Origin of the sequence: Burkholderia sp. Ax-1724, from assembly GCF_011752995.1 — a bacterium.
GTDB lineage: Bacteria > Pseudomonadota > Gammaproteobacteria > Burkholderiales > Burkholderiaceae > Paraburkholderia.
The window spans coordinates 46,705-72,516 of the sequence record NZ_VWWL01000018.1; the positions used below are offsets into that span (position 1 = coordinate 46,705).

A 25,812-nucleotide genomic window follows, 5' to 3' on the forward strand; every position below is an offset into this window, starting at 1 on the left:
AGTGGCATCGCCTTTTTGCTTTTTGCTGCTTGCACGAGGAACCGGGTTCAGTGCGGCGCTCGACGTTCTTCGATGCTGACCGGTGCTTATCGATGTTTACTCCGGCAAAATCGCCTCACCCGCAAACAGCTGCTGTACCTCTTCACGCGCGCGAACCACATGCGCCTGTGTACCATCCACCATCACTTCGGCGGCGCGTGCACGCGTGTTGTAGTTCGAGCTCATCACGAAGCCGTACGCGCCGGCCGAGCGGATCGCGAGCAGGTCGCCCGGCTCGACGGCGAGCAACCGTTCTCGGCCGAGCCAGTCGCCGCTTTCGCAGACCGGGCCGACCACGTCGTACACGTGCGCGGGCACGTCACGCTTCACGACGGGGTCGATCGCGTGATACGCCTCGTACATCGCGGGGCGCGCGAGATCGGTCATCGCCGCGTCGACGATCGCGAAGTTCTTGTCCGCGCCCGGCTTCAGGAATTCGAGACGCGTGAGCAGCACGCCCGCATTACCGACCAGCGAGCGGCCCGGCTCGAAATACACTTCGCGATGGCCGTGGCCGCGTGCTTCGATGCGATCAAGCACCGTGCGCACGAACATGCCGATTTCCGGCGGCGTTTCGTCGTCGTAGGTGATGCCGAGACCGCCGCCCACGTCGATATGGCGAATCGTCACGCCGTCCTGCTCGATCTGCTCGACGAGGTCCAGCAGTTTGTCGATCGCGTCGAGATACGGCGCGACTTCGGTGATCTGCGAGCCGATATGGCAGTCGATGCCGACCACCTCGAGATTCGCCATCGCCGCGGCCGCCCGGTACGTGGCGCGCGCGTCTTCGAAGGCGACGCCGAACTTGTTGCTCTTGAGTCCGGTGGAAATATACGGATGCGTTTTCGCGTCGACGTCGGGATTCACGCGCAGCGACACCGGCGCTTTCTTGCCCATTTCGCCGGCCACCGTGTTGAGGCGGTCGAGTTCGGGAATCGATTCGACGTTGAAGCATTTGACGCCGGCCGCGAGCGCGTCGCGCATTTCGCCCGCCTGCTTGCCGACGCCCGAAAACACGGTGTTTTCCGCTTTGCCGCCCGCCGCCAGCACGCGCGCCAGTTCGCCGCCCGAGACGATGTCGAAGCCCGCGCCGAGGCGCGCGAACACGTTCAGCACCGCGAGATTGCTGTTGGCCTTGACGGCCACGTGCACGCTCGCGCGGCGTCCGGCGCAGGCGCCTGCGTAGGCGTTCCATGTGGCGGTGAGCGCGGCGCGTGAATAAACGTAGAGCGGCGTGCCGAACTGCTCGGCGAGGGAAACGGCGGACGCGTCTTCAGCGTGCAATATGCCGTCGACGTAGTCAAATGCGGATCGAGTCATGCGAAAGTCTTATTGAACGGAAGGAGCGGCAGAGGCGGGCAGCGGCACGGCGGGAGCGGAAGCCGCCGAAGCGGGCGGCGTGGCAAGCTGATCTTCGGGGGCCAGCGTGAGCGGCGTGCCCGAGGTGTCCGGGATCGAGCCCATGTCGGCCGCGCTGCCGCTAGCCGGTTGCGTTTGATCCGGCGCCGGCGTTTGCGTGCGATGAGCCGGCGGGGCAGGCATGGGCGGCACGGTTGGCAGATAGAGCGAGCCGCGTTGACCGCAACCGGCGAGCACGCAACCTGCGAAAATGGCTAAAACCGCTACAATCGCGCGGCCGGGTGCCGCCGCGCGCATCCGAGATACGACTCGCATGACTGTCCCTGAATGAATAATCGATGGAGTTTAGCATGTCCGATAGTGATTACCTGACCCGTGCGGAAGCCGTGCTGGCCGCCATCGAGAGCGCGCTCGACGACATCGGCGCCGACATCGAAGCCGAGCGCAGCGGCAACGTTCTGACGCTCGAATTCGAGAACCGCACGAAGATCATCGTCAACCTTCAGCCGCCGATGAGCGAGATCTGGATCGCCGCGAAGGCGGGCGGTTTTCACTTCCGTTTCGTCGATGGGCAATGGCGCGACACGCGCAGCGGCGCGGAGTTTTTCGCGGCGCTCTCGCAGTACGCGACCGAGCAGGCCGGCGAGCCGGTGCAGATCGCCGCGCAGTAAGCCCGAGGCGCTCTCAAAACAGAACCGCCGCGTATCGAGCCATCGAACGCGGCGGTTTTTGCTTTCCGGCGGGAGTTCTACGCAACTTCGCGAGGCAGCCTCGGTGTCCGCGGCTCAATGCCCGCGGAACAGATTCATGATGTCCTGCTTCTCCTGCTCGCCGACCTGCTCGGGCGCCGCCGAGGCCGCGGAAGCGGCGCTCGCCCCGGCGTCGAGCGTGGCCTGGCTCACGCCGACCGTCGCGACGAAACCGTGCCCCGGCGTGAAGTCGTCGAAATAAAGCTCCGAGCCGATTTCGCTGACATCATCGGGGCGCGCCATCTTGTACTCGGGCACGCCCTTCAGTGCGTGGCCCATGTACTCGATCCACACCGGCAGCGCGAGGCCGCCGCCGGTTTCCTTGTCGCCGAGACTGCGCGGGTTGTCGTAGCCGATCCATGCGATGGCCGTGAGCGTGTGCTGATAACCGGCGAACCACGCGTCGCGCGAATCATTGGTCGTGCCGGTCTTGCCGCCGAGATCGGTGCGCTTGAGCGCGTTGCTCTTCGCGCCGGTGCCGCGCTGCGCGACGCTTTGCAGCAGACTGTTCATCACGTAGGCGTTGCGCGGCTGGATCGCGAACGGCGCGCTTTGTCCGGCCACGAGCGGCTGCGCATGGGCGACGACGACACCGCGCTGATCGGTGACTTCGGCGATCAGATACGGGTTGATGCGGTAGCCGCCGTTGGCGAACACCGAGAACGCGCCCGCCATCTGCAACGGCGTGACGAGACCCGCGCCGAGCGCCATCGGCAGATAGGCGGGGTGACGCTCGGCGTCGAAGCCGAAGCGCGTGATGTACTGCTGCGCGTACTTGGTGCCGATCTGGTTCAGGATGCGGATCGACACGAGGTTCTTCGACTTCTGCAGCGCGGTGCGCATCGTCATCGGACCGTCGAAGCCGCCGCCGTAGTTCTTCGGCTCCCACGCCTGGCCGCCGGTTTCGGCGGCGCTGAAAAAGAGCGGCGCGTCGTTGATGATCGTGGCCGGCCCGAGTCCCTTTTCGAGCGACGCCGAATAGATGAACGGCTTGAAGCTCGACCCCGGCTGACGCCACGCCTGCGTGACGTGATTGAACTTGTTCTTGTTGAAGTCGAAGCCGCCGACCAGCGCACGAATCGCGCCGTCCTGCGGGACCACCGAAATAAACGCGCCTTCCACCTGCGGCAATTGCGTGATCGACCAGTCGCCGTCGTCGTTCTTCACGAGCCGCACGATCGCACCGGGCCGGATGCGCTGATTCGGCTGCGCGCGCGGGCCGAGCGCGAACTGCGCATAGCGCAGGCCGTCGCCCTGGATCGTCGCGACGTTGCCGTCGATGAACGTCGCCTGCACCTGCTTCGGACTCGCCGCCGTGACGACGGCCGCGATGATCTCGCCGTTGTCCGGATGCTCGACGAGCGCGTCGTCGATCGCCTGTTCGCGCTCCTGCGCATCGGACGGCAGATCGATGAACGCCTCCGGCCCGCGATAGCCGTGCCGCCGTTCGTAGTCCATCAGCCCCTTGCGCAGCGCGCGATAGGCGACGTCCTGATCGGCCGAGTCGATCGTGGTCACGACGTTCAGCCCGCGCGTGTAGGCTTCCTCGCGATACTGCGTGTACATCATCTGCCGCACCATTTCCGCGACGTACTCCGCGTGCACGCTGTACTCCTTCCCCATGCCCTTGACGACGAGCGGCTGGCCGCGCGCGTCGTCGTACTGCTGCTGGGTGATGTAGCGCAGCTCGTACATGCGTTGCAGGATGTACTCCTGCCGTACCTTCGCGCGCTTCGGATTGACGACCGGGTTATACGCGGACGGCGCTTTCGGCAAGCCCGCGAGCATCGCCGATTCGGCGAGCGTCAGATCCTTGAGATCCTTGCCGAAGTACACCCGCGCGGCGCTCGCAAAACCATAGGCGCGCTGACCGAGATAGATCTGGTTCATGTACACCTCGAGAATCTGATCCTTCGTCAGCTTCGACTCGATCTTGTACGCGAGCAGCATCTCGTAAATCTTGCGCGTATAGGTTTTCTCGCTGGAGAGGAAGAAGTTGCGCGCGACCTGCATCGTGATCGTGCTCGCGCCTTGCGTCGCGTGGCCGTTGGCCAGCGCGACGAAGCCCGCGCGCGCGATGCCGGTCAGGTCGACGCCGCCGTGGTCGTAGAAGCGCGCGTCCTCGATCGCGAGGATCGCGTTCTTCAGGCTGTCGGGCACGTCCTGGATATGCACGATGTCGCGCCGTTCCGCGCCGAATTCGCCGATCAGCACGTGGTCGGCCGTGTAGATGCGCAGCGGCACTTTCGGACGATAGTCGGTCAGCGCATCGAGCGAAGGCAGGTTCGGCGTGGCGACCACGAGCGCATAGCCGAGCACCAGCGCCATGCACACGACGCCCGCCACGATCAGGCCCACAAAGCCGAGGACGAGCTTCAGCCACAACGGGCGTTTGCGCTTTGTCGGCGCGGGCGGCGGGGACGTAGGAGACGTGGGTTGCATAGGGGTATCGAAAAAACGGTCCCGCGATTATAGCCGCCTCGCTTCCTCAGCTTTCGGCATGCTTACGAATGGTCTGGAAAGCAGTGTGAAAACCGGCGGCGCGCCGTGCCTGGAGATGGCTTCACTGTAGTCGCTTTGATCCCGCGAGGGGCGTCCTCGCCGCAACGTTAGCCATTTGGCTGAATGTCGCTCGGAGCCCTGTCTCTCCACAATGGTCCCTCGTTGCTCGCGTTCGAATGGTTCGTCGCGTGAGTCAGAGGGAGGGCCTGATGGCATATAAAAATTCGTGGCTTGAAGCGATGCAGTCGGGGCGGCAGCGCTTCGCCGCCGGGATCGACGTCGGTTCGCAAAGCGTGCGGCTCGTCGTGCTGAGTCAGCGTGCGCGCGCCTATGGCGCGCTGCATCTCGAATATGTGAAGACGGTGCCGCTGGCGGCTGGCGCGATGGCGGGCACCGAGATCGCCGACCGCCAAGCCATCGCGCGCGCCTTGCGCGATGCGTTTGCGGGGCTGCCGCGGCTGTGCGCGACGCATGCGCTGCAATGTTCGATGGCGGTGCCCGCGTCGGCGACGCTCACGACCACGGTGCCGCTCGCACAGCTCGCGGCGCAGAGTCATTGCGTGGAAGAGGACGGCGGTCCCGCGCTTGCCGGCCTCGCGCCCGCGGTAATGGGCGAGGCGGAGCGCATCGCCGGCATCGAGCGGCATGCGCTCGCGGTCGACTGGTATGTCGACGACACGCCGGCGCCGGTGCGTTCGGTGACGATCGCGGCGACCGCTCGCCAGCATCTCGAAGCGCGCATCGAATGCGCGGCGACCGCGGGCATTTCGCTGACCGCGATCGACGGCGAGCCGCATGCGGCGTTGCGCGCGCTGCGCTATGCAGCGGATCAGGAACTCGATGCGCACGAGCCGTATGCGGCGCTGTGGATCGGCACGGACGGCGTGTACGGGTGGCGTGTCGTCGACGGCGCGATCGAGGGCGAGATGCATTACCCGGCGCCCGAGCACACCGATCTCGCGGATGCGCTGCGCGACCTCGTTCGCGGGCCGGTGTTCGATTGCGCGCTGGTCGGCGGCGAGATCGATCTGCTCGATGGCGTCGGCTTTTCGATGGCCGATATCGGCGACGTGCTCGGCTGCTCGGTGCTGCCATTCGAATGCGCGCTGCTCGGCAGCCGCATGCGGCCGCTCGACGACGGACTGCTGTACGAGCCGGCCGGCGCGGTCGCGTTCGGGCTCGCGCTGCGCGGGGTGATCGAATGATGCGCGGCCTTTCGTTTGTGTTTCTGCCGTTCTGGCCGGCGGCGCGCCCATCGCTGCCGCCGACGCCGCCGGTCGCGTCGCGTGAGACGCGCTTCGCGAAGCCGTGGCTCGGCGGTTTCAATCTGCTGCCTTACCGGCAACGCAATGCACGGCTGGCGCGGCGGCGCTGTCTGCGCGACTGGGCGGTGGCGGCGTGCGTCGGCGCGGCCGGCGTACTTGCATTTGCCGGCTGGCAGGCAGTCGAAAAGACGCGGCTCGAGGCACGGCGTGCGTCGGCCGAACAGGCGCTCGCGCAACTCGCGGCGCCGCTCGCCGAGCACGCGAAGCTGCGGCGAGCGCAGGACGAGCAGCGCAACGACGCTGCGCGAGCAACGAGCCTGTCGGTGCCGCTCGCGCACCTGCTCGATCTGCTCGAAGTGCTGAGTTTCGAACCCGGCGACGGCGTCGTGCTGCGGCAGTTGCGCCAGCGCGAGTATGAGACGGAGTTGCTCGCGACGTCGCGCAGCCATGTTGCGTCGGCTGAATGGCTCAAACGCGTCGGGGCGGTTCACGGCGTGCAGGGCGCGGAGATGCGCGACCTGCATCGGCCGGCCACGCGCGGCGGCGCGGCGACGGATAAGACGGTAAATAAGGCGGCAAATAAGGCGGCAAATAAGGCGGCAAATAAGACGGCGGATAAGACGGCGGATAAGACGGCAAGCGGTCCAGTCGAGTTCGACGCGCGTTTGCGCTGGGGGGAGCCGCCACCGAAAAACACGCTGCTGGCTGGGGCGTCGGCGGCGCACGGGGCGAAGTCCGCAAAATCGGGAGGTGAAAAATGAGTACGACCTTTTTCGAAGCGGGCGGCGTGCCGTACGCCTCGTTCGATCTCTCGCGCTGGATAAGGCGTGTGCGGGTGCCGCTCGATGCGTGGAGCCGGCGTCGCCGCTGGCTGGTCGCGTCGCTGCTTGCGCTGCTCGTGTTTGGCCTCGGCGCGTATGGCTGGATTGCCGCCGATCTTGGCGGTCTGGTCGCGAGCCGAGCGACGCTCGCGCTCAGCACGCAGCGTCTCGCCGATGCGCGGCGCGCGCTCGCGCAATTGCCGTCGTTGCGCCGTCAGGCGGCCGCGCTGCCGGTTGTCTCTCCGGTTGCTGCCTCATGGGGTTCGGCGGACGACGTGCGCGTCGTTTCCGAACTGGCCGCGCAGAACGGCGTGGCGTTGCTCTCCGTGGAACCCGGTGCCGCGAGCGGCGACGGCGCCGAACGCATGCGCCCTTTGCAACTCACGGCGCGCAGCGACTTCGTTCATCTGATGGCGTTCTTTCATGGGCTCGCGCAATTGCCGGTGCTGATCGTTCCCGTCGACGTGACCGTCAAGCAGGACAGCACGGCGCTCGCGGTGAGCGCGACGTTGCGCGTGTTCGAGGCGCGGCGGCCGGCCGTGGCGGCCGACGCGGCTCGGCTGCGCGATGGCGCGAGCGTCGATGCCAGCCTCGATCCGGACGAGACCGATGAAGACGACGAGGAGCTCGTGTTCTTCGATCCGTTTGCGCAGCCGCCGACGTACACCAGCGGCGCACCGGACGATGCCGAACCGTTGCGTCTGGTCGGCCTGCTCAGCGATCGCGGGCACGGGCTCGCACTGCTCGATACGCCGGACGGCGCCACCACGATCACGGCCGGGCAGCAGCTTGGCACCGAGCGTGTCGCGCGGCTCGACGCGCTCGGCATCACGCTCGCGAACGGCGCGGCGACACGCACGCTCACGTTGACGGAGGCGTCATGACGAATCGGGTGAAGCGATGGGGCATGGTCGTGTCGCGCATCGGGCGCGGCTGGAGCGGCAGTGCCGGTCTTTGCCTCGGCCTCTGCATCAACGCCACGGTGGGTGCAGACCTCGCGCAGGCTTCGATACCGCCATTGTTGCCGCCGCTGCCGGCCTATATGTCGCTCGAAGATACGGATTCGTCAGCGGATTCGGGATACGGAACGGCGCCGTTGTCAAGCGGTGGCGGCGGCGAGGTGCCGAATCCGTTTCGCGACGGTTCGGCACAAAACGCGGCACAAAGCGCGGCGCAAAACACCGCGCAAGATGCGGACGCTACCGGAACGGCCGCGCCCTCGGCCGATGCGCCAAACGCATCCCTGAGCGACTCCGCCGACGGCACGGCAAGCACCGGCAGCGCCGTCCCGTCGCCGAAACAATCCGCCGCAGCCGCGCGCGACGACACCGCCGGCGGCACGCTCGAAGGCCCACCCGTCCCGCTGCCGCCGCCCGCGCGCCTGAGCGACGCAGCGAACGCTGCCGCCGACGCCGGTCTGCCGGCCGGCGACAAACCGATCTCGCTGAATTTCCAGCACGCGGAACTCGGCGCCGTGCTCAAAGCGTTCGCCGAGTTCACCGGCCTGAACATCGTCGCGAGCGACAAGGTGCGCGGCGCCGTTTCGCTGCGGCTCGACAAGGTGCCATGGCGCACCGCGTTCGACACGTTGCTCGACGTCAACAATCTGTCGATGGAACGGCACGGCAACGTGCTCTGGGTCGCGCCGGCCGCGGAGCTGGCCGCGGCGCGAACGGCAGCGCTTCGAAGCGCACGCGCGGGCCGCCGATCTCGAACCGCTCGCGAGCCGCACGTTCCAGTTGCACTACGCGCACGCCGAGGACGTGCGGCGTCTGCTGACCGGCTCAGGCACCCAGCGCGTGCTGTCCAAACGCGGTGCCGTGACCGCCGATCCGCGTACCAATCTGCTGTTCGTGACCGATCTCGCGGGGCGGCTCGAACAGATCGCGGCGCTGATCGCGGCCGTCGACCGGCCGACCCGCCAGGTGCTGATCGAGGCGCGCATCGTGGAGGGCGACCATGGCTTTTCGCGCAATCTCGGCGTGAAGCTCTCGCTCGCGGGCACGAGTGCGGACGGCACGGCAAGAGGCCTCGGCGGCGGCGCGGACGGCACCGTCTTCGATCTGTCCGCCCGGCCGGTCTCGGGCTTCGATGCCGCCACCGCGGGCCTCACGTTGTTCGCGGCCCACGCCACGCGGCTGCTGAATCTCGAACTCTCCGCGCTCGAGGCCGAGGGGCATGGGAAAATCGTCTCGAGCCCGCGGGTCGTCACCGCCGACAGGATGAAGGCGATCGTCGAGCAGGGCACCGAGCTGCCGTATCAGGCCAAGGTCGGGCAGGGCGTGTCGGGCGTGCAGTTCCGCCGGGCCACGCTGAAACTGGAAGTCGAGCCGCAGATCATGCCGGACGGCCGCGTCGTGCTCGATCTCGACGTGGCGAAGGACAGCGTCGGCGAGCAGACCGACGCCGGGCCCGCGATCAACACCAAGCACGTGCAAACGCGCGTCGAGGTCGAGGATGGTGGTACGGTGTCGATAGGCGGAATTTACGCGACCGACGACCGGGACGACGTGGAACGGGTGCCCTTTCTCGGCAAAATACCGGTTCTGGGCGCGCTTTTCCGCAACCGGGCCCACCGTGACTCGCTTAGCGAACTGGCGGTTTTCATCACGCCGAGCGTCGTTCACGAAAATTAGGGCGCGTCAGGCAGGCCACCGCTGCCGTTCACGGGCGGTGCGCAGGCTCGACAAGGCAGCCGCTTTGCCAGTAAGCTGCGGCACGAACTACACCGGATTAGCCAGAGGACACCGTTGCAAGCGCGGGACGCACACGCCAATGTTTTTTTCGTAGGGCTCATGGGGGCAGGAAAAACCACCGTGGGTCGGGCGGTTGCGCGCCGTCTCGAGCGCCCGTTCTTCGATTCCGACCATGAAATCGAGGCTCGCACGGGCGCGCGCATTCCGACGATCTTCGAGCTGGAAGGCGAGGCGGGCTTTCGCGACCGCGAAGCGGGCGTGATCTCCGATCTCACCGGGCGCGACAATATCGTGCTCGCGACCGGTGGCGGCGCGGTACTGCGGCCGGAAAACCGCGAAGCGCTGAAAAGCCGCGGCCTCGTGATTTACCTGCGCGCCAATCCGCACGACCTGTGGCTGCGCACGCGGCGCGACAAGAATCGTCCGCTGCTGCAAACGGAAGACCCCAAGGCGCGCCTCGAAGCGCTCTATGAAGTGCGCGACCCGCTCTACCGTGAGTGCGCGCATTTCGTGATTGAAACCGGCCGGCCCTCGGTCAACGGACTCGTCAACATGGTTCTGATGCAGCTCGAGATGGCCGGTGTCGCCAAACATCCTGCGTCATAATGGACCGTATGATTACCGTCAACGTTGAACTGGGCGAGCGCGCCTACCCCATCCATATCGGTGCCGACCTGATCGGACAGACCGCGCTGTTTGCGCCGCACATCGCCGGCAGCTCGGTTACGATCGTCACCAATACCACCGTCGATCCGCTGTATGGCGACAAGCTGCGCGCGGCACTCGCGCCGCTCGGCAAGCAGGTGTCCACGGTCGTTTTGCCAGACGGCGAAGCGCACAAGAATCTCGAAACGCTGAACCTGATCTTCGACGCGCTGCTCGGTTCGCGCGCCGACCGCAAGACTACGCTGATCGCCCTCGGTGGCGGCGTGATCGGCGACATGACCGGGTTTGCCGCAGCCTGCTACATGCGCGGCGTGCCGTTCATCCAGGTGCCGACCACGTTGCTGTCGCAGGTGGATTCGTCGGTGGGCGGCAAGACCGGCATCAACCATCCGCTCGGCAAGAACATGGTCGGCGCGTTCTACCAGCCGCAGGCCGTGATCGCCGACATCGGCGCATTGCGAACCCTGCCCGCGCGCGAACTCGCGGCGGGCATCGCCGAGGTCATCAAGACCGGCGCGATTGCCGACGCCGGTTTCTTCAGCTGGATCGAAGCCAATATCGAAGCGTTGAACCGCTGCGAACCCGAGGCGCTGGCCGAGGCGGTCAAGCGCTCTTGCGAGATCAAGGCGTCGGTGGTCGCGCAGGACGAGCGCGAAGGCGGATTGCGCGCGATCCTCAACTTCGGCCATACGTTCGGCCATGCGATCGAAGCCGGGCTCGGCTACGGCGAGTGGCTGCACGGCGAGGCGGTTGGCTGCGGGATGGTGATGGCGGCCGATCTGTCGGTGCGTCTCGGCCATCTCGACGAAGCGTCGCGCAAGCGTCTCGTCGACGTAATCGTCGGCGCGCATTTGCCCACTCGCGCGCCCTCGCTCGGCGCCAACCGCTATGTCGAACTGATGCAGGTCGACAAGAAAGCGGAGGGCGGCGCGATCAAATTCATTTTGCTGAAGCGTTTCGGTGAGACGCTGATCACCCGGGCGCCCGACGCCGAGGTGCAGGCGACGCTGGCCGCCGCCGTCTAAACACGCCGCGGCATGGCTGCCACGCGTCGCGCATCGGAGTCAGGAGAGGCCGCCCATGTTTCGGAGAACCCGGTGACCGACAGGCGCAGCGACGACCTCAAGCATGAACCGGCGGCGCGTGCCGCTGCCGCTGCCGCTGCGAACACAGCGAGTACCGCAACCATCGGCGCGTATACGACCGCTGTCACCGCACCGACCCAGCAGGCACTCGAAGCGCATCTCGCGCCGTATGCGGCGCACTCGGCCGAGTCGCGCGGGCGCCGCTATCCTGAGGCCGCGCCGAGCGCGCGCACCGAGTTTCAGCGCGACCGCGATCGCATCGTTCACTCGACCGCATTCCGCCGGCTCGAATACAAGACCCAGGTGTTCGTCAATCACGAGGGCGACCTGTTTCGCACGCGCCTCACGCATAGCCTCGAAGTCGCGCAGATCGCGCGTTCGGTTGCGCGTAATCTGCGTGTCAACGAAGACCTCGTCGAAGCGATTTCGCTGGCGCACGATCTCGGCCATACGCCGTTCGGCCATGCGGGCCAGGATGCGCTGAACGAATGCATGCGCGAGCACGGCGGCTTCGAGCACAACCTGCAGAGCCTCGCGGTCGTCGACGAACTGGAAGAGCACTACGGCGCGTTCAATGGCCTGAACCTCTGCTTCGAGACGCGCGAGGGCATTCTCAAGCATTGCTCGCGTGAAAATGCGCGGCGTCTGGGGGCGCTCGGCGAGCGCTTTCTCGAAGGACGGCAGCCGTCGCTCGAAGCGCAGATCGCCAACGTCGCCGACGAAATCGCGTACAACAACCACGACGTCGACGACGGCTTGCGCTCGGGCCTGCTCACGATCGAGCAGCTTGCCGAAGTGGAGCTATGGCAGACGCACTACGCGGCGGCGCGCAGCGATTTTCCGCACATCGAGGGGCGCCGGCTGATTCACGAGACGGTGCGGCGCATCATCAATACGCTGATCGTCGATCTGATCGAGACGACCCGCTCGAATCTCGCGCGTTACGCGCCGGCGTCGCTAGACGACGTGCGCGGCTCGCCGCCACTCGTCGCGCACAGCGAGGCGGTCGCCGCGCAAGCCGCTGTGCTGAAGCGTTTTCTGTTCAGAAACCTGTACCGTCACTACCGCGTGATGCGCATGGCCAACAAGGCGCGCCGCGTCGTCGTCGGCCTGTTCGACGCATTCACCGACGATCCGCGGCTTTTGCCGCCGGCTTACCAGTCGGCCGATGCGGCGCTGCAACCGCGTCTGATCTCGCATTACATCGCGGGCATGACGGATCGCTACGCGGTGAAGGAGTATCAGCGGCTGTTCGTGATCGACGATAGCTACTAGGCAGGCTCGCCCGGCTTGTCATTGGTTCATCCCCCGCACGGCTCCGGGCGCGCCTGCCTCACTGCATTGCGCGCGCGCGTCCCCTCAACGCAGGCGCGACGCGAACAAGGCGCCGGCAAGCAGCGCGAGTCCGCCGACGATCGCAATCGTCTGCCACGGGTTTTCACGCACGTAGGTGTCGGCATCCGCCATGGCGACTCCGGCGCGTTGGCGCATCGAGTCGCGCGTGTCGTTCAGGCGCGTGCGCGCCTCGTCGAGCCGTTTGTTGAGCTTGCCGCGCAAGGCCACGGCATCGGCATGCGTGCCGTCCGCGAGCGTCGATTCGAGTTCCGACAGCAGCGTGCGCAATTCGTCCGCGATGTCTTCGGCCGCATGCCGGCTATGGCGGGCGATGCGCCGCGCGCGGCGGCTCGCGCTGGTCCATGATTCGCCGAGGGCGTCTCTGGTATTCGGAAGTGCTGTCATGGTCGCTCCGTCGATGAGTTGAAAGTGTCCCGCGCGCAGTCGCGCACAGCATGACTGTTGCCATGCGGGAAACGCCACCGGAACGCAACTTCAGTGCCAAACCGCGGAGCACCTTCGGTGCATGGCGGTCGGGAGCCCGGATCGCGGCGAAGGCGGGCTTATCGTCAGCAGATATTGCACGCGCTCGCGCGCACCCACGTCAAATTTACAAATGCGCGAGGCGCACCGCAGCGCGCGGCGCTCGCCGCATGAAAGCGCCGCCATCGGATCGATGACGGCGTTACCCATGCCCCGAAAATTCGACTACCCTAACTGAACGACCCCTAATATTCCGAAGCGTTAGAAACGGTAACCGATGTTGACGTAAGTGACGATCGGGTTCAGTTTGATCTTGGTTTGCGATTGCACGGTCAGCGTGCCGACCGGCGTAGCCGCTGCCGAACTCAGCTTGGCGGTCGTGCTGAGCGGCAGGTACGAGATCGACATGCCGGCAAACCAGTGCTGATTGAACGCGTACGTGAAGCCCGCATTAAACACAGGTTCCCACGAACTATCCGTGGAGACGCTGGTCGGACCATGCAGAACGTTCGCTTCGAATGCGCTGTTGGTGATCTGCTCGCCCGTGAACCAGATACGGCTTACGCCGACACCGAGATACGGCCGGAACGAAGTTGTCGGCGCATTGAAGTAGTACTTGAACAGCAACGTCGGGCTCCACTGTTTCGCCTGCCCGATCTTGCCGAACGGTTCGAGGCTGCCTGTGCCGTACAGGTCGAAAGTAGGCGGAACACCCAGAACGAATTCGGTGGCGATGTGATCGGTAATGAAGTAGCCGGCGGTGAAACCGATGGTGTCGGCCGAACTGAGCGAGGCGCCGGTGTTCGGCTGGGTGATGTTGGTTGGGCTGCCGCCGATGCTGGTCACTGTGAGCGGGTCGCTGCTCGACTGAGGCGCAAGGTGGAACCAGCCTGTCGTGACGTAAATGCTTCCGGCCGATTGCGCGTGCGCTGCCGTGCTCATGCAGGCTAGCACTGCCATCCCCGTTACGGCCTGTTTTAATTTCATATGTGCTCCTCCATAAAAGGCCTGCTCATTATGACGAGAACGTTTGAAACAAACCATACGCGGCGGTTAGAGCTTTCTCCCTAAGCGCCGCGTGGTTTCTGGCTTGGCCGCGTGGCGCCGAACCTCGCGCGCATGTGGCTCTTCGGACCTTCGGGTATATACCAACGCGACTATTGGATACTCCAGCATGGCACGGCTTGCACGTCTTTATGTCCCCGACCAGCCGCAACACGTCATCCTTCGCGGGCTCGACCAGCAGCCCGCTTTCGTCGACGACCAGGACTACGAGCTTTTCATCGACTGCCTGAAGGCGGCTTCGCGGGACCATCACCTCTCGATTCACGCATACGCATTGATGCCGGGCGCCGTGCAACTGCTCGTCACGCCGACCGAGGAGTCGAGCCTGCCCAAGGCGATGCAGGCCGTCGGCCGGCGCTACGTCGCGCATTTCAACCGCCGTTATGCGCGCCGCGGCACCTTGTGGGAAGGCCGTTACCGGGCCACGGTAATCGAAGGCGAGCGTTATTTCCTGCTCGCGAGCCGCGTCGTCGAGATGTGTCCGGTACGCGCGCAACTGGCCACGGCGCCTGAGGATTATCGCTGGTCGAGCTACCGGCATCACATCGGGCTGACCCTCGACAGCCTCATCACCGATCATCCGCTCTACTGGTCGCTCGGCAATACGCCGTTCGAGCGGCAGCGCGCGTACCGCGAACTGTGCGAGCAGCCGCTCGACGAGCGCGAAGCCAGCCAGCTCCAGCAGGCCACGCTGAAAGGCTGGGTGCTCGGCAGCGACACGTACCGCGAGTGGGCGGCGCGCGCCGCGAACCGGCGCGTTTCGCCGCTGCCGCGCGGGCGGCCGCGCAAGGTGCGCGAGACGCCGCATACGCAGTGAGGCGACGCTGGTGCAGCGTAGGGCCCTCATAGCGCCGCCCTGAATCGAAAGAAAGCGTTTTGCATCAAAGGGCTGCATGAAAACGGCATTGCGCATGCCGTTTTCTTTTGCCCTGTTTTGATATGGAACCAATAAAAAATATCTGCGATGCACCAATTCGATAATTGGGGATCAATCATCACGTTTTATTTGCTATTCCATTGATTCGTCGCGTATATTCCGAATTCCGACGCTTTTTGATACGCATGGTCCGTCCGCGGGAAGAGCGTCGTCGTGGCTGCGATCCGCACTGCGGCAAAAGAAAAACGGTTTAACGGCCTGTCCGGCCCCTCACAGACGGTGTCCCCATGAACGACCACCAGCAACACCCGGTTCCCGCCGCCCAAGGTCTGTACGACCCGCAGAACGAGCATGACGCCTGCGGCGTCGGCTTCGTCGCCCACATCAAGGGCCAGAAGAGCCACGAGATCATCGAGCAGGGTCTGAAGATTCTCGAAAACCTCGACCACCGGGGCGCCGTCGGCGCCGATCCGCTGATGGGCGACGGCGCGGGCATCCTGATCCAGATTCCGGACGGCTTCTATCGCGAAGAGATGGCCAAACAGGGCGTGACGCTGCCGCCGGCCGGCGAATACGGCGTCGGCATGATCTTCCTGCCGAAGGAACACGCCTCGCGCATCGCCTGCGAACAGGAACTGGAGCGCACGGTGAAGGCCGAAGGCCAGGTCGTGCTCGGCTGGCGCGACGTGCCGGTCGACCACACCATGCCGATCTCTCCGACCGTCAAGGCGAGCGAGCCGCTGATCCGCCAGATCTTCATCGGCCGCGGCAAGGACATCATGGTGACCGACGCGCTCGAGCGGAAGCTGTACATCATCCGCAAGACCGCGAGCCACCGCATCCAGGCGCTCAAGCTCAAGCACGGCAAGGAATACTTCGTGCCGTCGTGCTCGGCGCGCACGGTCGTCTACAAGGGGCTGCTGCTGGCGGGCCAGGTCGGCGTGTACTACCGCGATCTGCAGGACGAGCGCACCGTCTCGGCGCTCGCGCTCGTGCACCAGCGCTTCTCCACCAACACGTTCCCGGCATGGGAACTGGCTCACCCGTACCGCATGATCGCCCACAACGGCGAAATCAACACGGTGAAGGGCAACGTCAACTGGCTGAACGCGCGCACCGGCGCGATCGCCTCGCACGTGCTCGGCGACGATCTGCCGAAGCTGTGGCCGCTCATCTATCCGGGCCAATCGGATACGGCATCGTTCGACAACTGCCTCGAACTGCTCGTGATGGCCGGCTACCCGCTCGTCCACGCCATGATGATGATGATCCCGGAAGCCTGGGAGCAGCACACGCTGATGGACGAGAACCGCAAGGCGTTCTACGAATACCACGCCGCGATGATGGAGCCGTGGGACGGCCCCGCCGCGATCGCGTTCACCGACGGCCGCCAGATCGGCGCAACGCTCGACCGTAACGGTCTGCGTCCGGCGCGCTACATCGTTACCGACGACGACCTCGTCATCATGGCGTCGGAAGCGGGCACGCTGCCGATTCCCGAATCGAAGATCGTCAAGAAGTGGCGTCTGCAGCCGGGCAAGATGTTCCTGATCGACATGGAGCACGGCCGCATCATCGACGACAAGGAACTGAAGGACAACCTCGCGAACGCCAAGCCGTACAAGAGCTGGATCGACGCCGTGCGCATCAAGCTCGACGAGATCGAGCCGAAGGCCGAAGACGTCGTGACGGAGCGCCGCGAAGCCGCTGCATTGCTCGATCGCCAGCAGGCGTTCGGCTACACCCAGGAAGACCTCAAGTTCCTGATGGCGCCGATGGCGCAAGCGGGCGAGGAAGCGGTCGGCTCGATGGGCAACGACTCGCCGCTCGCGGTCATGTCCAACAAGAACAAGACGCTCTACCACTACTTCAAGCAGCTGTTCGCGCAGGTCACGAATCCGCCTATCGACCCGATCCGCGAAAACATGGTGATGTCGCTCGTGTCGTTCATCGGCCCGAAGCCGAACCTGCTCGACACGAACAACATCAACCCGCCGATGCGCCTCGAAGTGTCGCAGCCGGTGCTCGACTTCAAGGACATCGCGAAGATCCGCGCGATCGATCAGTACACCGGCGGCAAGTTCAGCTCGTACGAACTGAACATCTGCTATCCGGTTGCCTGGGGCAAGGAAGGCATCGAGGCGCGCCTCGCGTCGCTGTGCGCGGAAGCCGTCGATGCGGTCAAGTCCGGCTACAACATGCTGATCGTCTCGGACCGCAAGACCGACCGCGACAACGTCGCGATTCCGGCGCTGCTCGCGACCGCCGCGATCCACACGCACCTCGTGCAGCAGGGTCTGCGCACGAGCACGGGCCTCGTCGTCGAAACCGGTTCGGCGCGTGAAACGCACCACTTCGCGCTGCTCGCGGGCTATGGCGCGGAAGCCGTGCACCCGTACCTCGCGATGGAAACGCTCGGCCAGCTCGCGGCCGGCCTGAAGGGCGACCTGTCGGCGGAGAAGGCGGTCTACAACTTCACGAAGGCGGTCGGCAAGGGCCTGCAGAAGGTCATGTCGAAGATGGGCATTTCGACCTACATGTCGTACACCGGCGCGCAGATTTTCGAAGCGGTCGGCCTCGCCGAAGACCTCGTGTCGAAGTACTTCTACGGTACGTCGTCGAAGGTGGGCGGCATTGGACTCTTCGACGTCGCCGAAGAAGCGATCCGTCTGCACCGCGACGCGTTCGGCGACAACCCGGTCCTCGCGAACATGCTCGACGCGGGCGGCGAGTACGCCTACCGCGTGCGCGGCGAAGAACACATGTGGACGCCCGATGCGATCGCCAAGCTGCAGCACTCGGCACGCAGCAACTCGTACCAGACGTACAAGGAATACGCGCATCTGATCAACGATCAGACCAAACGCCACATGACCTTCCGCGGCCTGTTCGAGTTCAAGTTCGATCCGACCAGGGCGATTCCGCTCGACGAAGTCGAACCGGCGAAGGAAATCGTCAAGCGTTTCGCGACCGGCGCGATGTCGATGGGCTCGATCAGCACCGAAGCGCACGCCACGCTCGCCGTCGCGATGAACCGCATCGGCGGCAAGTCGAACACCGGCGAAGGCGGCGAGGATGCGAACCGTTATCGCAACGAACTGCGCGGCATTCCGATCAAGAATGGCGACACGATGAAGTCGATCATCGGCGATGAAGTGGTCACCGACATTCCGCTCAAGGAAGGTGATTCGCTGCGCTCGCGCATCAAGCAGGTCGCGTCGGGCCGCTTCGGCGTGACGGCGGAATACCTCGCGTCGGCCGACCAGATCCAGATCAAGATGGCGCAGGGCGCGAAGCCGGGCGAAGGCGGTCAGCTGCCGGGCCACAAGGTGTCCGAGTACATCGGCAAGCTGCGCTGTTCGGTGCCGGGCGTCGGCCTGATTTCGCCGCCGCCGCACCACGACATCTACTCGATCGAAGACCTGGCGCAGCTGATCCACGATCTGAAGAACGTCAACGCGTCGTCGAGCATCTCGGTGAAGCTGGTGTCGGAGTCGGGCGTCGGTACGGTTGCAGCGGGTGTCGCGAAGGCGAAGGCCGATCACGTCGTGATCGCCGGTCATGACGGCGGCACGGGTGCGTCGCCGCTGTCGTCGGTCAAGCATGCCGGCACGCCGTGGGAACTGGGTCTCGCCGAAACGCAGCAAACGTTGGTGCTGAACCAGCTGCGCGGCCGTATCCGCGTGCAGGCCGACGGTCAGATGAAGACGGGCCGCGACATCGTGATCGGCGCGCTGCTCGGCGCGGACGAATTCGGCTTCGCGACGGCGCCGCTCGTCGTCGAAGGCTGCATCATGATGCGCAAGTGCCACCTGAACACCTGCCCGGTCGGCGTCGCGACGCAAGATCCGGTGCTGCGTGCGAAGTTCCAGGGCCAGCCCGAGCACGTCGTGAACTTCTTCTTCTTCGTCGCCGAGGAAGCGCGCGAAATCATGGCGCAACTCGGTATCCGCAAGTTCGACGACCTGATCGGCCATGCGGAACTGCTCGACATGAAGAAGGGCGTCGAGCACTGGAAGGCGAAGGGTCTCGACTTCTCGCGCGTGTTCTATCAGCCGCAAGTGCCGGCGGAAGTCGCGCGCAAGCACGTCGACGTGCAGGATCACGGCCTCGACCGTGCGCTCGACCATACGCTGATCGAGAAGGCGAAGGCGGCGATCGAGAAGGGCGAGCACGTCTCGTTCATCCAGCCGGTGCGCAACGTGAACCGCACGGTCGGCGCGATGCTGTCCGGCACGATCGCGAAGAAGTACGGCCACGAAGGCCTGCCCGACGACTCGATTCACATCCAGTTGAAGGGCACGGCGGGCCAGAGCTTCGGCGCGTTCCTCGCGAAGGGCGTCACGCTCGACCTCGTCGGCGACGGCAACGACTACGTGGGCAAGGGCCTGTCGGGCGGCCGCATCATCATCCGTCCGACCAACGATTTCCGCGGCAAGTCGGAAGAGAACATCATCTGCGGCAATACGGTGATGTACGGCGCGATCGACGGCGAAGCGTTCTTCCGCGGCGTCGCGGGCGAGCGTTTCTGCGTGCGTAACTCGGGCGCGACGGCGGTCGTCGAAGGCACGGGCGACCACGGTTGCGAATACATGACGGGCGGCACCGTGGTCGTGCTCGGCGAGACGGGCCGCAACTTCGCGGCCGGCATGTCGGGCGGCATCGCCTACGTGTTCGATCCGGACGGCACGTTCGCGGGCAAGTGCAACAAGTCGATGGTCGCGCTCGACCCGGTGCTGCAACAGGCCGAACAGGAGCGCACGGTCGACCAGGGCGTGTGGCATCGCGGCACGACCGACGAAGCACTGCTGCGCGGTCTCATCGAGCGTCACTTCCAGTTCACGGGCTCGCCGCGTGCGAAGGCGCTGCTCGAAAACTGGGACGCTTCGCGCCGTCAGTTCGTGAAGGTGTTCCCGACCGAATACAAGCGCGCGCTCGGCGAACTCGCCGCGAAGAAGGCGAACAAGGAAGTGCTCGCCGCCTAAATCTCCGCACAAAGCTCCGCAAAAAATCATTTAGCCGTACCCGCCGCGTCTCGAAGGTTCGACGCGCGGCGGGTCCAGATCACCCTACATACAGATTAGAGAAGAGAACCACATGGGCAAGGCAACCGGTTTTCTCGAGTTCGAACGTCGCCACGAGACGTACGAGGCTCCGCTCACGCGTGTGAAGCACTACAAGGAATTCGTCGCGGCACTGAGCGACGACGAAGCGAAGATTCAAGGCGCACGTTGCATGGACTGCGGCATTCCGTTCTGCAACAACGGCTGCCCGGTCAACAACATCATTCCGGACTTCAACGACCTCGTGTTCCACCAGGACTGGAAGAACGCGATCGAAGTGCTGCATTCGACCAACAACTTCCCCGAGTTCACGGGCCGCATCTGCCCGGCACCGTGCGAAGCGGCGTGCACGCTCGGCATCAACAACGACCCGGTCGGCATCAAGTCGATCGAGCACGCGATCATCGACAAGGCCTGGGCCGAAGGCTGGGTCGCGCCGCAACTGCCGAAGCACAAGACCGGCAAGAAGGTCGCCGTGGTCGGTTCGGGCCCCGCGGGTCTCGCGGCCGCGCAGCAACTCGCGCGCGCCGGTCATGACGTGACCGTGTTCGAGAAGAACGACCGCATCGGTGGCCTGCTGCGTTACGGCATCCCCGACTTCAAGCTCGAGAAGTGGCAGATCGACCGCCGCATGCGCCAGATGGAAGCCGAAGGCGTGACGTTCCGCACCAACGTGCTCATCGGCCGCGCCGATTCGCTGCCGGCTTACATCGGCAACACCGCGAAGGAAACCATCACGCCGGCCGAGCTGAACGAGCAGTTCGACGCGGTGGTGATCGCCGGCGGTTCGGAAACGCCGCGCGATCTGCCGGTGCCGGGCCGCGAGCTCGAAGGCGTCCACTATGCGATGGAATTCCTGCCGCAGCAGAACAAGGTCAATGCCGGCGACAAGGTGCCGAACCAGCTGCTCGCGAAGGGCAAGCACGTCGTCGTGATCGGCGGCGGCGATACGGGTTCGGACTGCGTCGGCACGTCGAACCGTCATGGCGCGAAGAGCGTCACGCAGTTCGAACTGCTGCCGCAGCCGCCCGAAGAAGAGAACAAGCCGCTCGTGTGGCCGTACTGGCCGATCAAGCTGCGCACGTCGTCGTCGCACGACGAGGGCTGCGAGCGCGACTGGGCGGTCGCGACCAAGCGCCTCGAAGGCAAGAACGGCAAGGTCGAGAAGCTGATCGCCGCGCGCGTCGAATGGAAGGACGGCAAGATGGTCGAAGTGCCGAACTCCGAATTCGAAATGAAGGCCGACCTCGTGCTGCTCGCGATGGGCTTCACGCAGCCGGTTTCGCCGGTGCTCGAAGCATTCGGTGTCGACAAGGATGCGCGCGGCAACGTGCGTGCCTCGACCGAAGGCGACAAGGCGTACTACACGTCGGTGGACAAGGTGTTCACCGCGGGCGACATGCGCCGCGGCCAGTCGCTCGTGGTGTGGGCGATCCGCGAAGGCCGTCAGTGCGCACGTTCGGTCGATGCGTTCCTGATGGGGCATTCGGAACTGCCGCGCTAAGGCGTCTCTGGTCAGTGTCTCCGGCACGGCTTGCGCGCTCGATGTCCGATGCGCGCGAGCCGGCCACGATTTGCAGGAAGACGTGGAGACGACAATGTGCCGGTTCACAGGCACAGGTAGCGGTAAAGCGAAGCAGTGAATAAAAGAAAACCGGGCTCGTCTGAAAGGGCGAGTCCGGTTTTTTTATGGCGCGCTGCGTTTGCTGGCCCGGCTTCTCGCGCCGCTACTTGCGATAGCGCGCCAAGGTCAGCCCATCGAGATCGATTTCCGGCTTGCGCTGCGTGATCAGGTCCGCGACCACGCGCCCCGAGCCCATCGACATCGCCCAGCCCGTCGAGCCGTGCCCGAGGTTCAGCCACAGATTCTCCACGCGGCACGGACCGAGCAGCGGCGCGCCATCGGGTGTCATCGGCCGGCGGCCTACCCAGAAATGCGCCGAGGTCGGCTTGGCCGCATGCGGAAACCAGTCGCGCAGCACCTTGAGCAGCGTCTGCAAGGCCTGTTCGCGCAGTGTCGTCTGATGATTGCCGAGTTCCGCCGTGCCCGCCACGCGCAGGTTGTTGCCGAAGCGCGTGATCGCCGTTTTCAGCGATTCGTCCATGAGCGCCGCGTGCGGCGCCTTTTCTTCGTCGATGACGGGCAACGTCGCCGAATACCCCTTCACCGGATAAAGCGGCACCTTCACGCCGAGCGGCGCCAGCAGCGCCGGGCTATCGACGCCGAGCGCGACGACCACGTGGTCGGCCCGCAGCGTCTCGATGCCGCGCTCGCTCTGAATCTGCACGCCGCGTACCGCCTGGCCTTGCACGTCGAGCGAGTCCACGCGCGTATCGAAGCGGAAGCGCACGCCGTTGCGCTCGCAGATCGCGCGCAGCTCGCGGGTGAAGCGCGCGCAATCGCCGGCCTCGTCGTCGGGCAGATAAAGGCCCGCGTGCGGCGCCTGCTGCGCCCAGCGCAAGCCGGGCTCGATCTCGACGCACTGCGCCGCGCTGACTTCCCGATGCGCGATGCCCGCGTCGCGCAGCACCGCGAGCGCCGGCTGGGCCAGCTCGACGTCGAAGTCGCTGCGAAACAGTTGCAGATAGCCCTGGCTGCGGCCGTAGTCGAACGGATGACGGCCGCGGAATTCGTGCAGACACGTGCGGCTGTAATACGCGACGCGTTGCATGCGCTGCTTGTTCACGCGAAAGCGTTCGAGGTCGCATTCGCGCAGCCAGCGCGCGATCCAGCGCCATTGGGCCGGATCGAACGTCGGCCGGAAGATCAGGGGCGAAGCGGGCTTGAACAGATATTTGAGAATCTTCGCCGGCATGCCGGGCGCGGCCCACGGCGTCACGTAGCCCGGTGCGATCACGCCGGCGTTGCCGAAGCTCGTGGAGAGCGCGACGTCGGGTTCGCGCTCGATCACCGTGACTTCGCAGCCTTGCTGGCACAGGTAAAAAGCCGTGGCGACACCGATCACGCCGCCGCCGAGAACAATCGTTTTCATGAGTATGTGCGGCGAATTCAGGCGGCGGAGCGGCTCGCGCCGAGCACCTTGCCTTTCGTTTCCGGCAGGCACAGCGCGGCGACGATCACGAGCAGATAGCCGGAGCCCGCGACGATGCCCATCGCCTTCACGAGCGTCATGCCCTGCGCGAGCGTGCCGACGAGGATCGGAAAGAACGAGCCGACGCCGCGCCCGAGGTTGTAGCAGAAGCCTTGTCCCGAGCCGCGTATCTCGTTCGGATACAGCTCGGACAGATACGCGCCCACACCCGCGAAAATGCCCTGCACGACGATGCCGAGCGGGAAGCCGAGCGCGAGCATCATCGTGTCGGTGACCGGCAGCATCGTGTAGACCATGCCGAGCACGAACGAGCCGATCGCGAACAGCACGAACGACGCGCGCCGGCCGATCCGGTCGCACAGAATCGCGCCGACGATATAGCCGGCGAACGAGCCGACGATCAGCACGATCAGATAGCCGCTCGTGTTGAACACCGACAGATGGCGCACGGTCTTCAGGTACGTGGGCAGCCACGTCGTGATCGCGTAGTAGCCGCCGAGCATGCCGGTGCACAGTGCGCTGCCGAGCAGCGTCGTCTTCAGATGCGCGGCCGAGAAGATCTGCATGAAGTGCGAGGTGTTGAAGCCGCTTTCGCGCGCGCGGCGCGTCTCCAGAAAGATGTCCGGGTCGCTCACGTTGCGGCGGATGTAGATGATCCACGCGGCGGGCAGCAGGCCGATCCAGAAGCAGGCGCGCCACGCGTACTCTTCAGGCAGCAGCGCGAACGCGGCCCAGTAGACGATCGCCGCGGCCGCCCAGCCGAACGACCAGCTGCTCTGCACGGTGCCGACCGCCTTCGCGCGATGCTGCGGAGAACGGATCGTCTCGGCCATCATGATCGTCACGACCGACCACTCGCCGCCGAAGCCGATGCCTTGCAGCGTGCGCGTGGCGAGCAGCTGCCAGAACGACTGCGTGAAGCCCGACAGGAAGGTGAAGATCGCGAAGGTGGCGATCGTCCATTGCAGCACGCGGATGCGGCCGTGGCGATCGGCTAGAATGCCGGCGAGCCAGCCGCCGAGCGCCGACGAGATCAGCGAACTGGTGGCGATCATCCCCGCTTCGCTTTTGCTCAGACCCCATGTTGCGATCAGCGTCGGGATCAGAAACGAGTAGATCATGAAGTCGAACGCGTCGATCGCGTAACCGCCGAAGCCGGCATAAAGCGTGCGGCGCTCGCGCGGGGACAACTCGGTGAACCATTGGAGAGAAGCCATGTTTTGTTGTGGTCTCCAGGTTTCTTTTGCCTGCGGGGGCTGAACGATAGGTTTTCTGTATTTTACGGGGATGCGGCGTCGTGCGGTCGGATGTGGCAAAAATGGCATCGAGCGGTAACGATCGCGTAATCACCGATAAGACACGCAAGCTGGCGGAAATCGGTTTCAGAACGGCGCGTCGCCTCTGCCCGGTCCCGCACACGCTGCCGTACGCGCTTCGCGAAAGGCTGTGTTGATCTCGCCCTTTTCCTTACCGCCTACTACGGTGTAACGCAAAAGTTATTGACGAACGTTAAACTGCGTCTGCAGCCCGGCTGCACGCCCCCTTCCTTACCGTCACCCCTGATGCCCGTTTTCGCGAAAAACCGTTCGCCGTTCCGCCTTGTTGCCAGCACGACCGTGCAGGCAGGCCATGACGCGTCGGGCGAAACGTCGGTAGCGCGGCGGCGTTTCCTCTGGGGTTCGGCCGGCGCGCTGCTGGCCGCCGGGTTCGGCAGCACGCTGCTGTCGGCGTGCGGCGGCAGCCTCGACCCCAATCAGGTGGAGACGCCGCGCCTCGCATCGGTCACCAATTTCCGCGATCTCGCGGGCGTGGGCAGCGGCTATCCGACCGTCGACGGCAAGCAGATGCGCCGCGGCGCGTTCTATCGCTCGAATGCGTTGACCTTGAGCAGCGCCGACGAAGCGACGATCGACAAGGTCGGCATCGCAGCGATCTACGACCTGCGTACGCCCGCCGAAATCGCGCGCAATCCCGACAGCCTGCCGGCCGGCGCGTTCGCGCGCCGGCTCAATGTGCTCGGCACGAACGACTTCATTGCGCCCACCTTCGATACGTCCGCGGACGCCGTCGCGTTCATGGAGGCGCAGGCGCGTGCCTACGTGACGGGCGACGCGCAGCGGGCCGCGTACGGCACGTTGCTCGCCGCGCTCGCCGACGGCGCGGGCGCGCAGCTGTTTCATTCGAATGCGGGGAAGGATCGCGCGGGCTGGGTCGCGGCGCTGCTGCTCAGCATCGCCAACGTGCCGCTCGACGTCATCATGCAGGACTATCTGCTCAGCAACACCTATCTCGCGCAATCGATCGCCGCGCAAACGGCCACGCTGCGCGTGCAGGACGGCGCCGCCGTCGCCACGGTCGAAGCGCCGTTGCTCGACGTCGAGGAAGGCTATCTGCAAGCGGGTTTCGAGCAGGTGCAGGCGAGCTACGGCACGATGACCGGCTATCTGATGCAAGGGCTCGGTCTTTCCGCGGCGACGATCGACGCGTTGCGTAATCGGCTTGTGCACTGAGGTAACCGGCTCGCACTGAGCGACGTGTGCACTAAGCGGCTCGTGGACTGAGCCGCACGGCGATCGGCCGTGAAGCCGCGCGGCAGGAGCAGCGCGGGCAAGGGCGGCACCAAAAAGAACCGGACAAAAAGGCCGGGCAAAAAAAATCCGCCCCAAGGGCATGGGCGGATGGAGAAGGGCGGCATTGAGGTTGCCAAGGCCGACTATAAAGCCGTAGCCAGTGCCGAAGGCGATCCGGTAAGGG

The 25,812-nt window shown here is 65.2% G+C and carries 18 protein-coding genes and 1 pseudogene; 12 read left to right on the plus strand and 7 right to left on the minus strand.

What is annotated here, in order from left to right; all coding sequences use genetic code 11:
- Positions 1-96: 96 nt before the first annotated feature.
- A complete protein-coding gene (lysA, locus tag F3J19_RS21185; RefSeq protein WP_167045474.1) occupies positions 97-1,359 on the minus strand; it encodes a diaminopimelate decarboxylase in 1,263 nt (420 codons plus the stop codon).
- A 9-nt stretch (positions 1,360-1,368) separates the two neighbouring features.
- Entirely contained in the window at positions 1,369-1,713 is a 345-nt protein-coding gene (locus F3J19_RS21190) for a lipoprotein (RefSeq protein ID WP_167045477.1), read from the minus strand.
- Between the two features lie 35 nt (positions 1,714-1,748).
- On the opposite strand from F3J19_RS21190, the gene cyaY reads away from it, so the two are divergent.
- The gene (gene cyaY, locus F3J19_RS21195) at positions 1,749-2,069 is read left to right on the plus strand and encodes an iron donor protein CyaY (protein ID WP_167045480.1); all 321 of its coding nucleotides are present in this window, start codon (positions 1,749-1,751) and stop codon (positions 2,067-2,069) included.
- A gap of 114 nt (positions 2,070-2,183) precedes the next feature.
- On the opposite strand, the gene F3J19_RS21200 is transcribed toward cyaY, so the two are convergent.
- Positions 2,184-4,589 (minus strand): penicillin-binding protein 1A, encoded by a 2,406-nt coding sequence (locus F3J19_RS21200; RefSeq protein ID WP_167045483.1) that lies wholly within the window; start codon positions 4,587-4,589, stop codon positions 2,184-2,186.
- A gap of 269 nt (positions 4,590-4,858) precedes the next feature.
- On the opposite strand from F3J19_RS21200, the gene pilM reads away from it, so the two are divergent.
- From pilM to F3J19_RS21235, 7 genes and pseudogenes are all read left to right on the plus strand, one after another.
- Entirely contained in the window at positions 4,859-5,854 is a 996-nt protein-coding gene (gene pilM, locus F3J19_RS21205; RefSeq protein WP_167045486.1) for a pilus assembly protein PilM, read from the plus strand.
- The gene (locus F3J19_RS21210) at positions 5,851-6,675 is read left to right on the plus strand and encodes a fimbrial assembly protein (RefSeq protein ID WP_240159126.1); all 825 of its coding nucleotides are present in this window, start codon (positions 5,851-5,853) and stop codon (positions 6,673-6,675) included. The genes pilM and F3J19_RS21210 overlap by 4 nt, the downstream gene beginning before the upstream one ends.
- A complete protein-coding gene (locus F3J19_RS21215) occupies positions 6,672-7,619 on the plus strand; it encodes a hypothetical protein (protein WP_167045489.1) in 948 nt (315 codons plus the stop codon). Before F3J19_RS21210 ends, F3J19_RS21215 begins: the two co-directional genes overlap by 4 nt.
- A 23-nt stretch (positions 7,620-7,642) precedes the next feature.
- Positions 7,643-9,371 (plus strand): annotated as a pseudogene (gene pilQ, locus F3J19_RS21220) (type IV pilus secretin PilQ).
- 114 nt (positions 9,372-9,485) lie between these two features.
- Entirely contained in the window at positions 9,486-10,037 is a 552-nt protein-coding gene (locus F3J19_RS21225; RefSeq protein WP_167045492.1) for a shikimate kinase, read from the plus strand.
- Entirely contained in the window at positions 10,037-11,122 is a 1,086-nt protein-coding gene (gene aroB / locus F3J19_RS21230) for a 3-dehydroquinate synthase (RefSeq protein WP_167045495.1), read from the plus strand. The genes F3J19_RS21225 and aroB overlap by 1 nt, the downstream gene beginning before the upstream one ends.
- A gap of 72 nt (positions 11,123-11,194) precedes the next feature.
- A complete protein-coding gene (locus F3J19_RS21235) occupies positions 11,195-12,457 on the plus strand; it encodes a deoxyguanosinetriphosphate triphosphohydrolase (protein WP_167045498.1) in 1,263 nt (420 codons plus the stop codon).
- 84 nt (positions 12,458-12,541) lie between these two features.
- Here F3J19_RS21235 and F3J19_RS21240 read toward each other — a convergent pair whose 3' ends face one another.
- On the minus strand, positions 12,542-12,922 hold the full coding sequence (locus F3J19_RS21240) for a DUF883 family protein (protein ID WP_167045501.1): 381 nt from the start codon (positions 12,920-12,922) through the stop codon (positions 12,542-12,544).
- 339 nt (positions 12,923-13,261) lie between these two features.
- Positions 13,262-13,987, minus strand: coding sequence for an OmpW family outer membrane protein (locus F3J19_RS21245; RefSeq protein WP_167045504.1), 726 nt, complete (start codon positions 13,985-13,987; stop codon positions 13,262-13,264).
- Between the two features lie 187 nt (positions 13,988-14,174).
- Between F3J19_RS21245 and F3J19_RS21250 the strand changes: the two genes are divergently transcribed.
- The 3 genes from F3J19_RS21250 to F3J19_RS21260 all read left to right on the plus strand — a co-directional run bounded on the left by F3J19_RS21250 (position 14,175) and on the right by F3J19_RS21260 (position 21,509).
- On the plus strand, positions 14,175-14,882 hold the full coding sequence (locus F3J19_RS21250) for a transposase (RefSeq protein WP_167045507.1): 708 nt from the start codon (positions 14,175-14,177) through the stop codon (positions 14,880-14,882).
- A gap of 347 nt (positions 14,883-15,229) precedes the next feature.
- Entirely contained in the window at positions 15,230-19,927 is a 4,698-nt protein-coding gene (locus tag F3J19_RS21255) for a glutamate synthase-related protein (RefSeq protein WP_167045510.1), read from the plus strand.
- Between the two features lie 112 nt (positions 19,928-20,039).
- Positions 20,040-21,509, plus strand: coding sequence for a glutamate synthase subunit beta (locus F3J19_RS21260; RefSeq protein WP_167045514.1), 1,470 nt, complete (start codon positions 20,040-20,042; stop codon positions 21,507-21,509).
- A 223-nt stretch (positions 21,510-21,732) separates the two neighbouring features.
- Here F3J19_RS21260 and F3J19_RS21265 read toward each other — a convergent pair whose 3' ends face one another.
- Together F3J19_RS21265 and F3J19_RS21270 are read right to left on the minus strand one after the other, a co-directional pair.
- Positions 21,733-22,998: a D-amino acid dehydrogenase gene (locus F3J19_RS21265; RefSeq protein ID WP_167045517.1), complete on the minus strand. Its 1,266-nt coding sequence runs from the start codon at positions 22,996-22,998 to the stop codon at positions 21,733-21,735.
- Positions 22,999-23,015: 17 nt separating this feature from the next.
- Entirely contained in the window at positions 23,016-24,275 is a 1,260-nt protein-coding gene (locus F3J19_RS21270; protein WP_167045520.1) for an MFS transporter, read from the minus strand.
- Between the two features lie 345 nt (positions 24,276-24,620).
- On the opposite strand from F3J19_RS21270, the gene F3J19_RS21275 reads away from it, so the two are divergent.
- Positions 24,621-25,568 (plus strand): tyrosine-protein phosphatase, encoded by a 948-nt coding sequence (locus F3J19_RS21275; protein WP_167045523.1) that lies wholly within the window; start codon positions 24,621-24,623, stop codon positions 25,566-25,568.
- Positions 25,569-25,812 lie beyond the last annotated feature (244 nt).

Excerpts from the sequence above, each read along its gene's own strand:
- lysA (WP_167045474.1), bottom strand. The coding sequence starts at position 1,359 with ATGACTCGATCCGCATTTGACTACGTCGACGGCATATTGCACGCTGAA.
- F3J19_RS21190 (WP_167045477.1), bottom strand. The coding sequence starts at position 1,713 with ATGCGAGTCGTATCTCGGATGCGCGCGGCGGCACCCGGCCGCGCGATT.
- cyaY (WP_167045480.1), top strand. The coding sequence starts at position 1,749 with ATGTCCGATAGTGATTACCTGACCCGTGCGGAAGCCGTGCTGGCCGCC.
- F3J19_RS21200 (WP_167045483.1), bottom strand. The coding sequence starts at position 4,589 with ATGCAACCCACGTCTCCTACGTCCCCGCCGCCCGCGCCGACAAAGCGC.
- pilM (WP_167045486.1), top strand. The coding sequence starts at position 4,859 with ATGGCATATAAAAATTCGTGGCTTGAAGCGATGCAGTCGGGGCGGCAG.
- F3J19_RS21210 (WP_240159126.1), top strand. The coding sequence starts at position 5,851 with ATGATGCGCGGCCTTTCGTTTGTGTTTCTGCCGTTCTGGCCGGCGGCG.
- F3J19_RS21215 (WP_167045489.1), top strand. The coding sequence starts at position 6,672 with ATGAGTACGACCTTTTTCGAAGCGGGCGGCGTGCCGTACGCCTCGTTC.
- aroB (WP_167045495.1), top strand. The coding sequence starts at position 10,037 with ATGGACCGTATGATTACCGTCAACGTTGAACTGGGCGAGCGCGCCTAC.
- F3J19_RS21240 (WP_167045501.1), bottom strand. The coding sequence starts at position 12,922 with ATGACAGCACTTCCGAATACCAGAGACGCCCTCGGCGAATCATGGACC.
- F3J19_RS21245 (WP_167045504.1), bottom strand. The coding sequence starts at position 13,987 with ATGAAATTAAAACAGGCCGTAACGGGGATGGCAGTGCTAGCCTGCATG.
- F3J19_RS21250 (WP_167045507.1), top strand. The coding sequence starts at position 14,175 with ATGGCACGGCTTGCACGTCTTTATGTCCCCGACCAGCCGCAACACGTC.
- F3J19_RS21255 (WP_167045510.1), top strand. The coding sequence starts at position 15,230 with ATGAACGACCACCAGCAACACCCGGTTCCCGCCGCCCAAGGTCTGTAC.
- F3J19_RS21260 (WP_167045514.1), top strand. The coding sequence starts at position 20,040 with ATGGGCAAGGCAACCGGTTTTCTCGAGTTCGAACGTCGCCACGAGACG.
- F3J19_RS21265 (WP_167045517.1), bottom strand. The coding sequence starts at position 22,998 with ATGAAAACGATTGTTCTCGGCGGCGGCGTGATCGGTGTCGCCACGGCT.
- F3J19_RS21270 (WP_167045520.1), bottom strand. The coding sequence starts at position 24,275 with ATGGCTTCTCTCCAATGGTTCACCGAGTTGTCCCCGCGCGAGCGCCGC.
- F3J19_RS21275 (WP_167045523.1), top strand. The coding sequence starts at position 24,621 with ATGCCCGTTTTCGCGAAAAACCGTTCGCCGTTCCGCCTTGTTGCCAGC.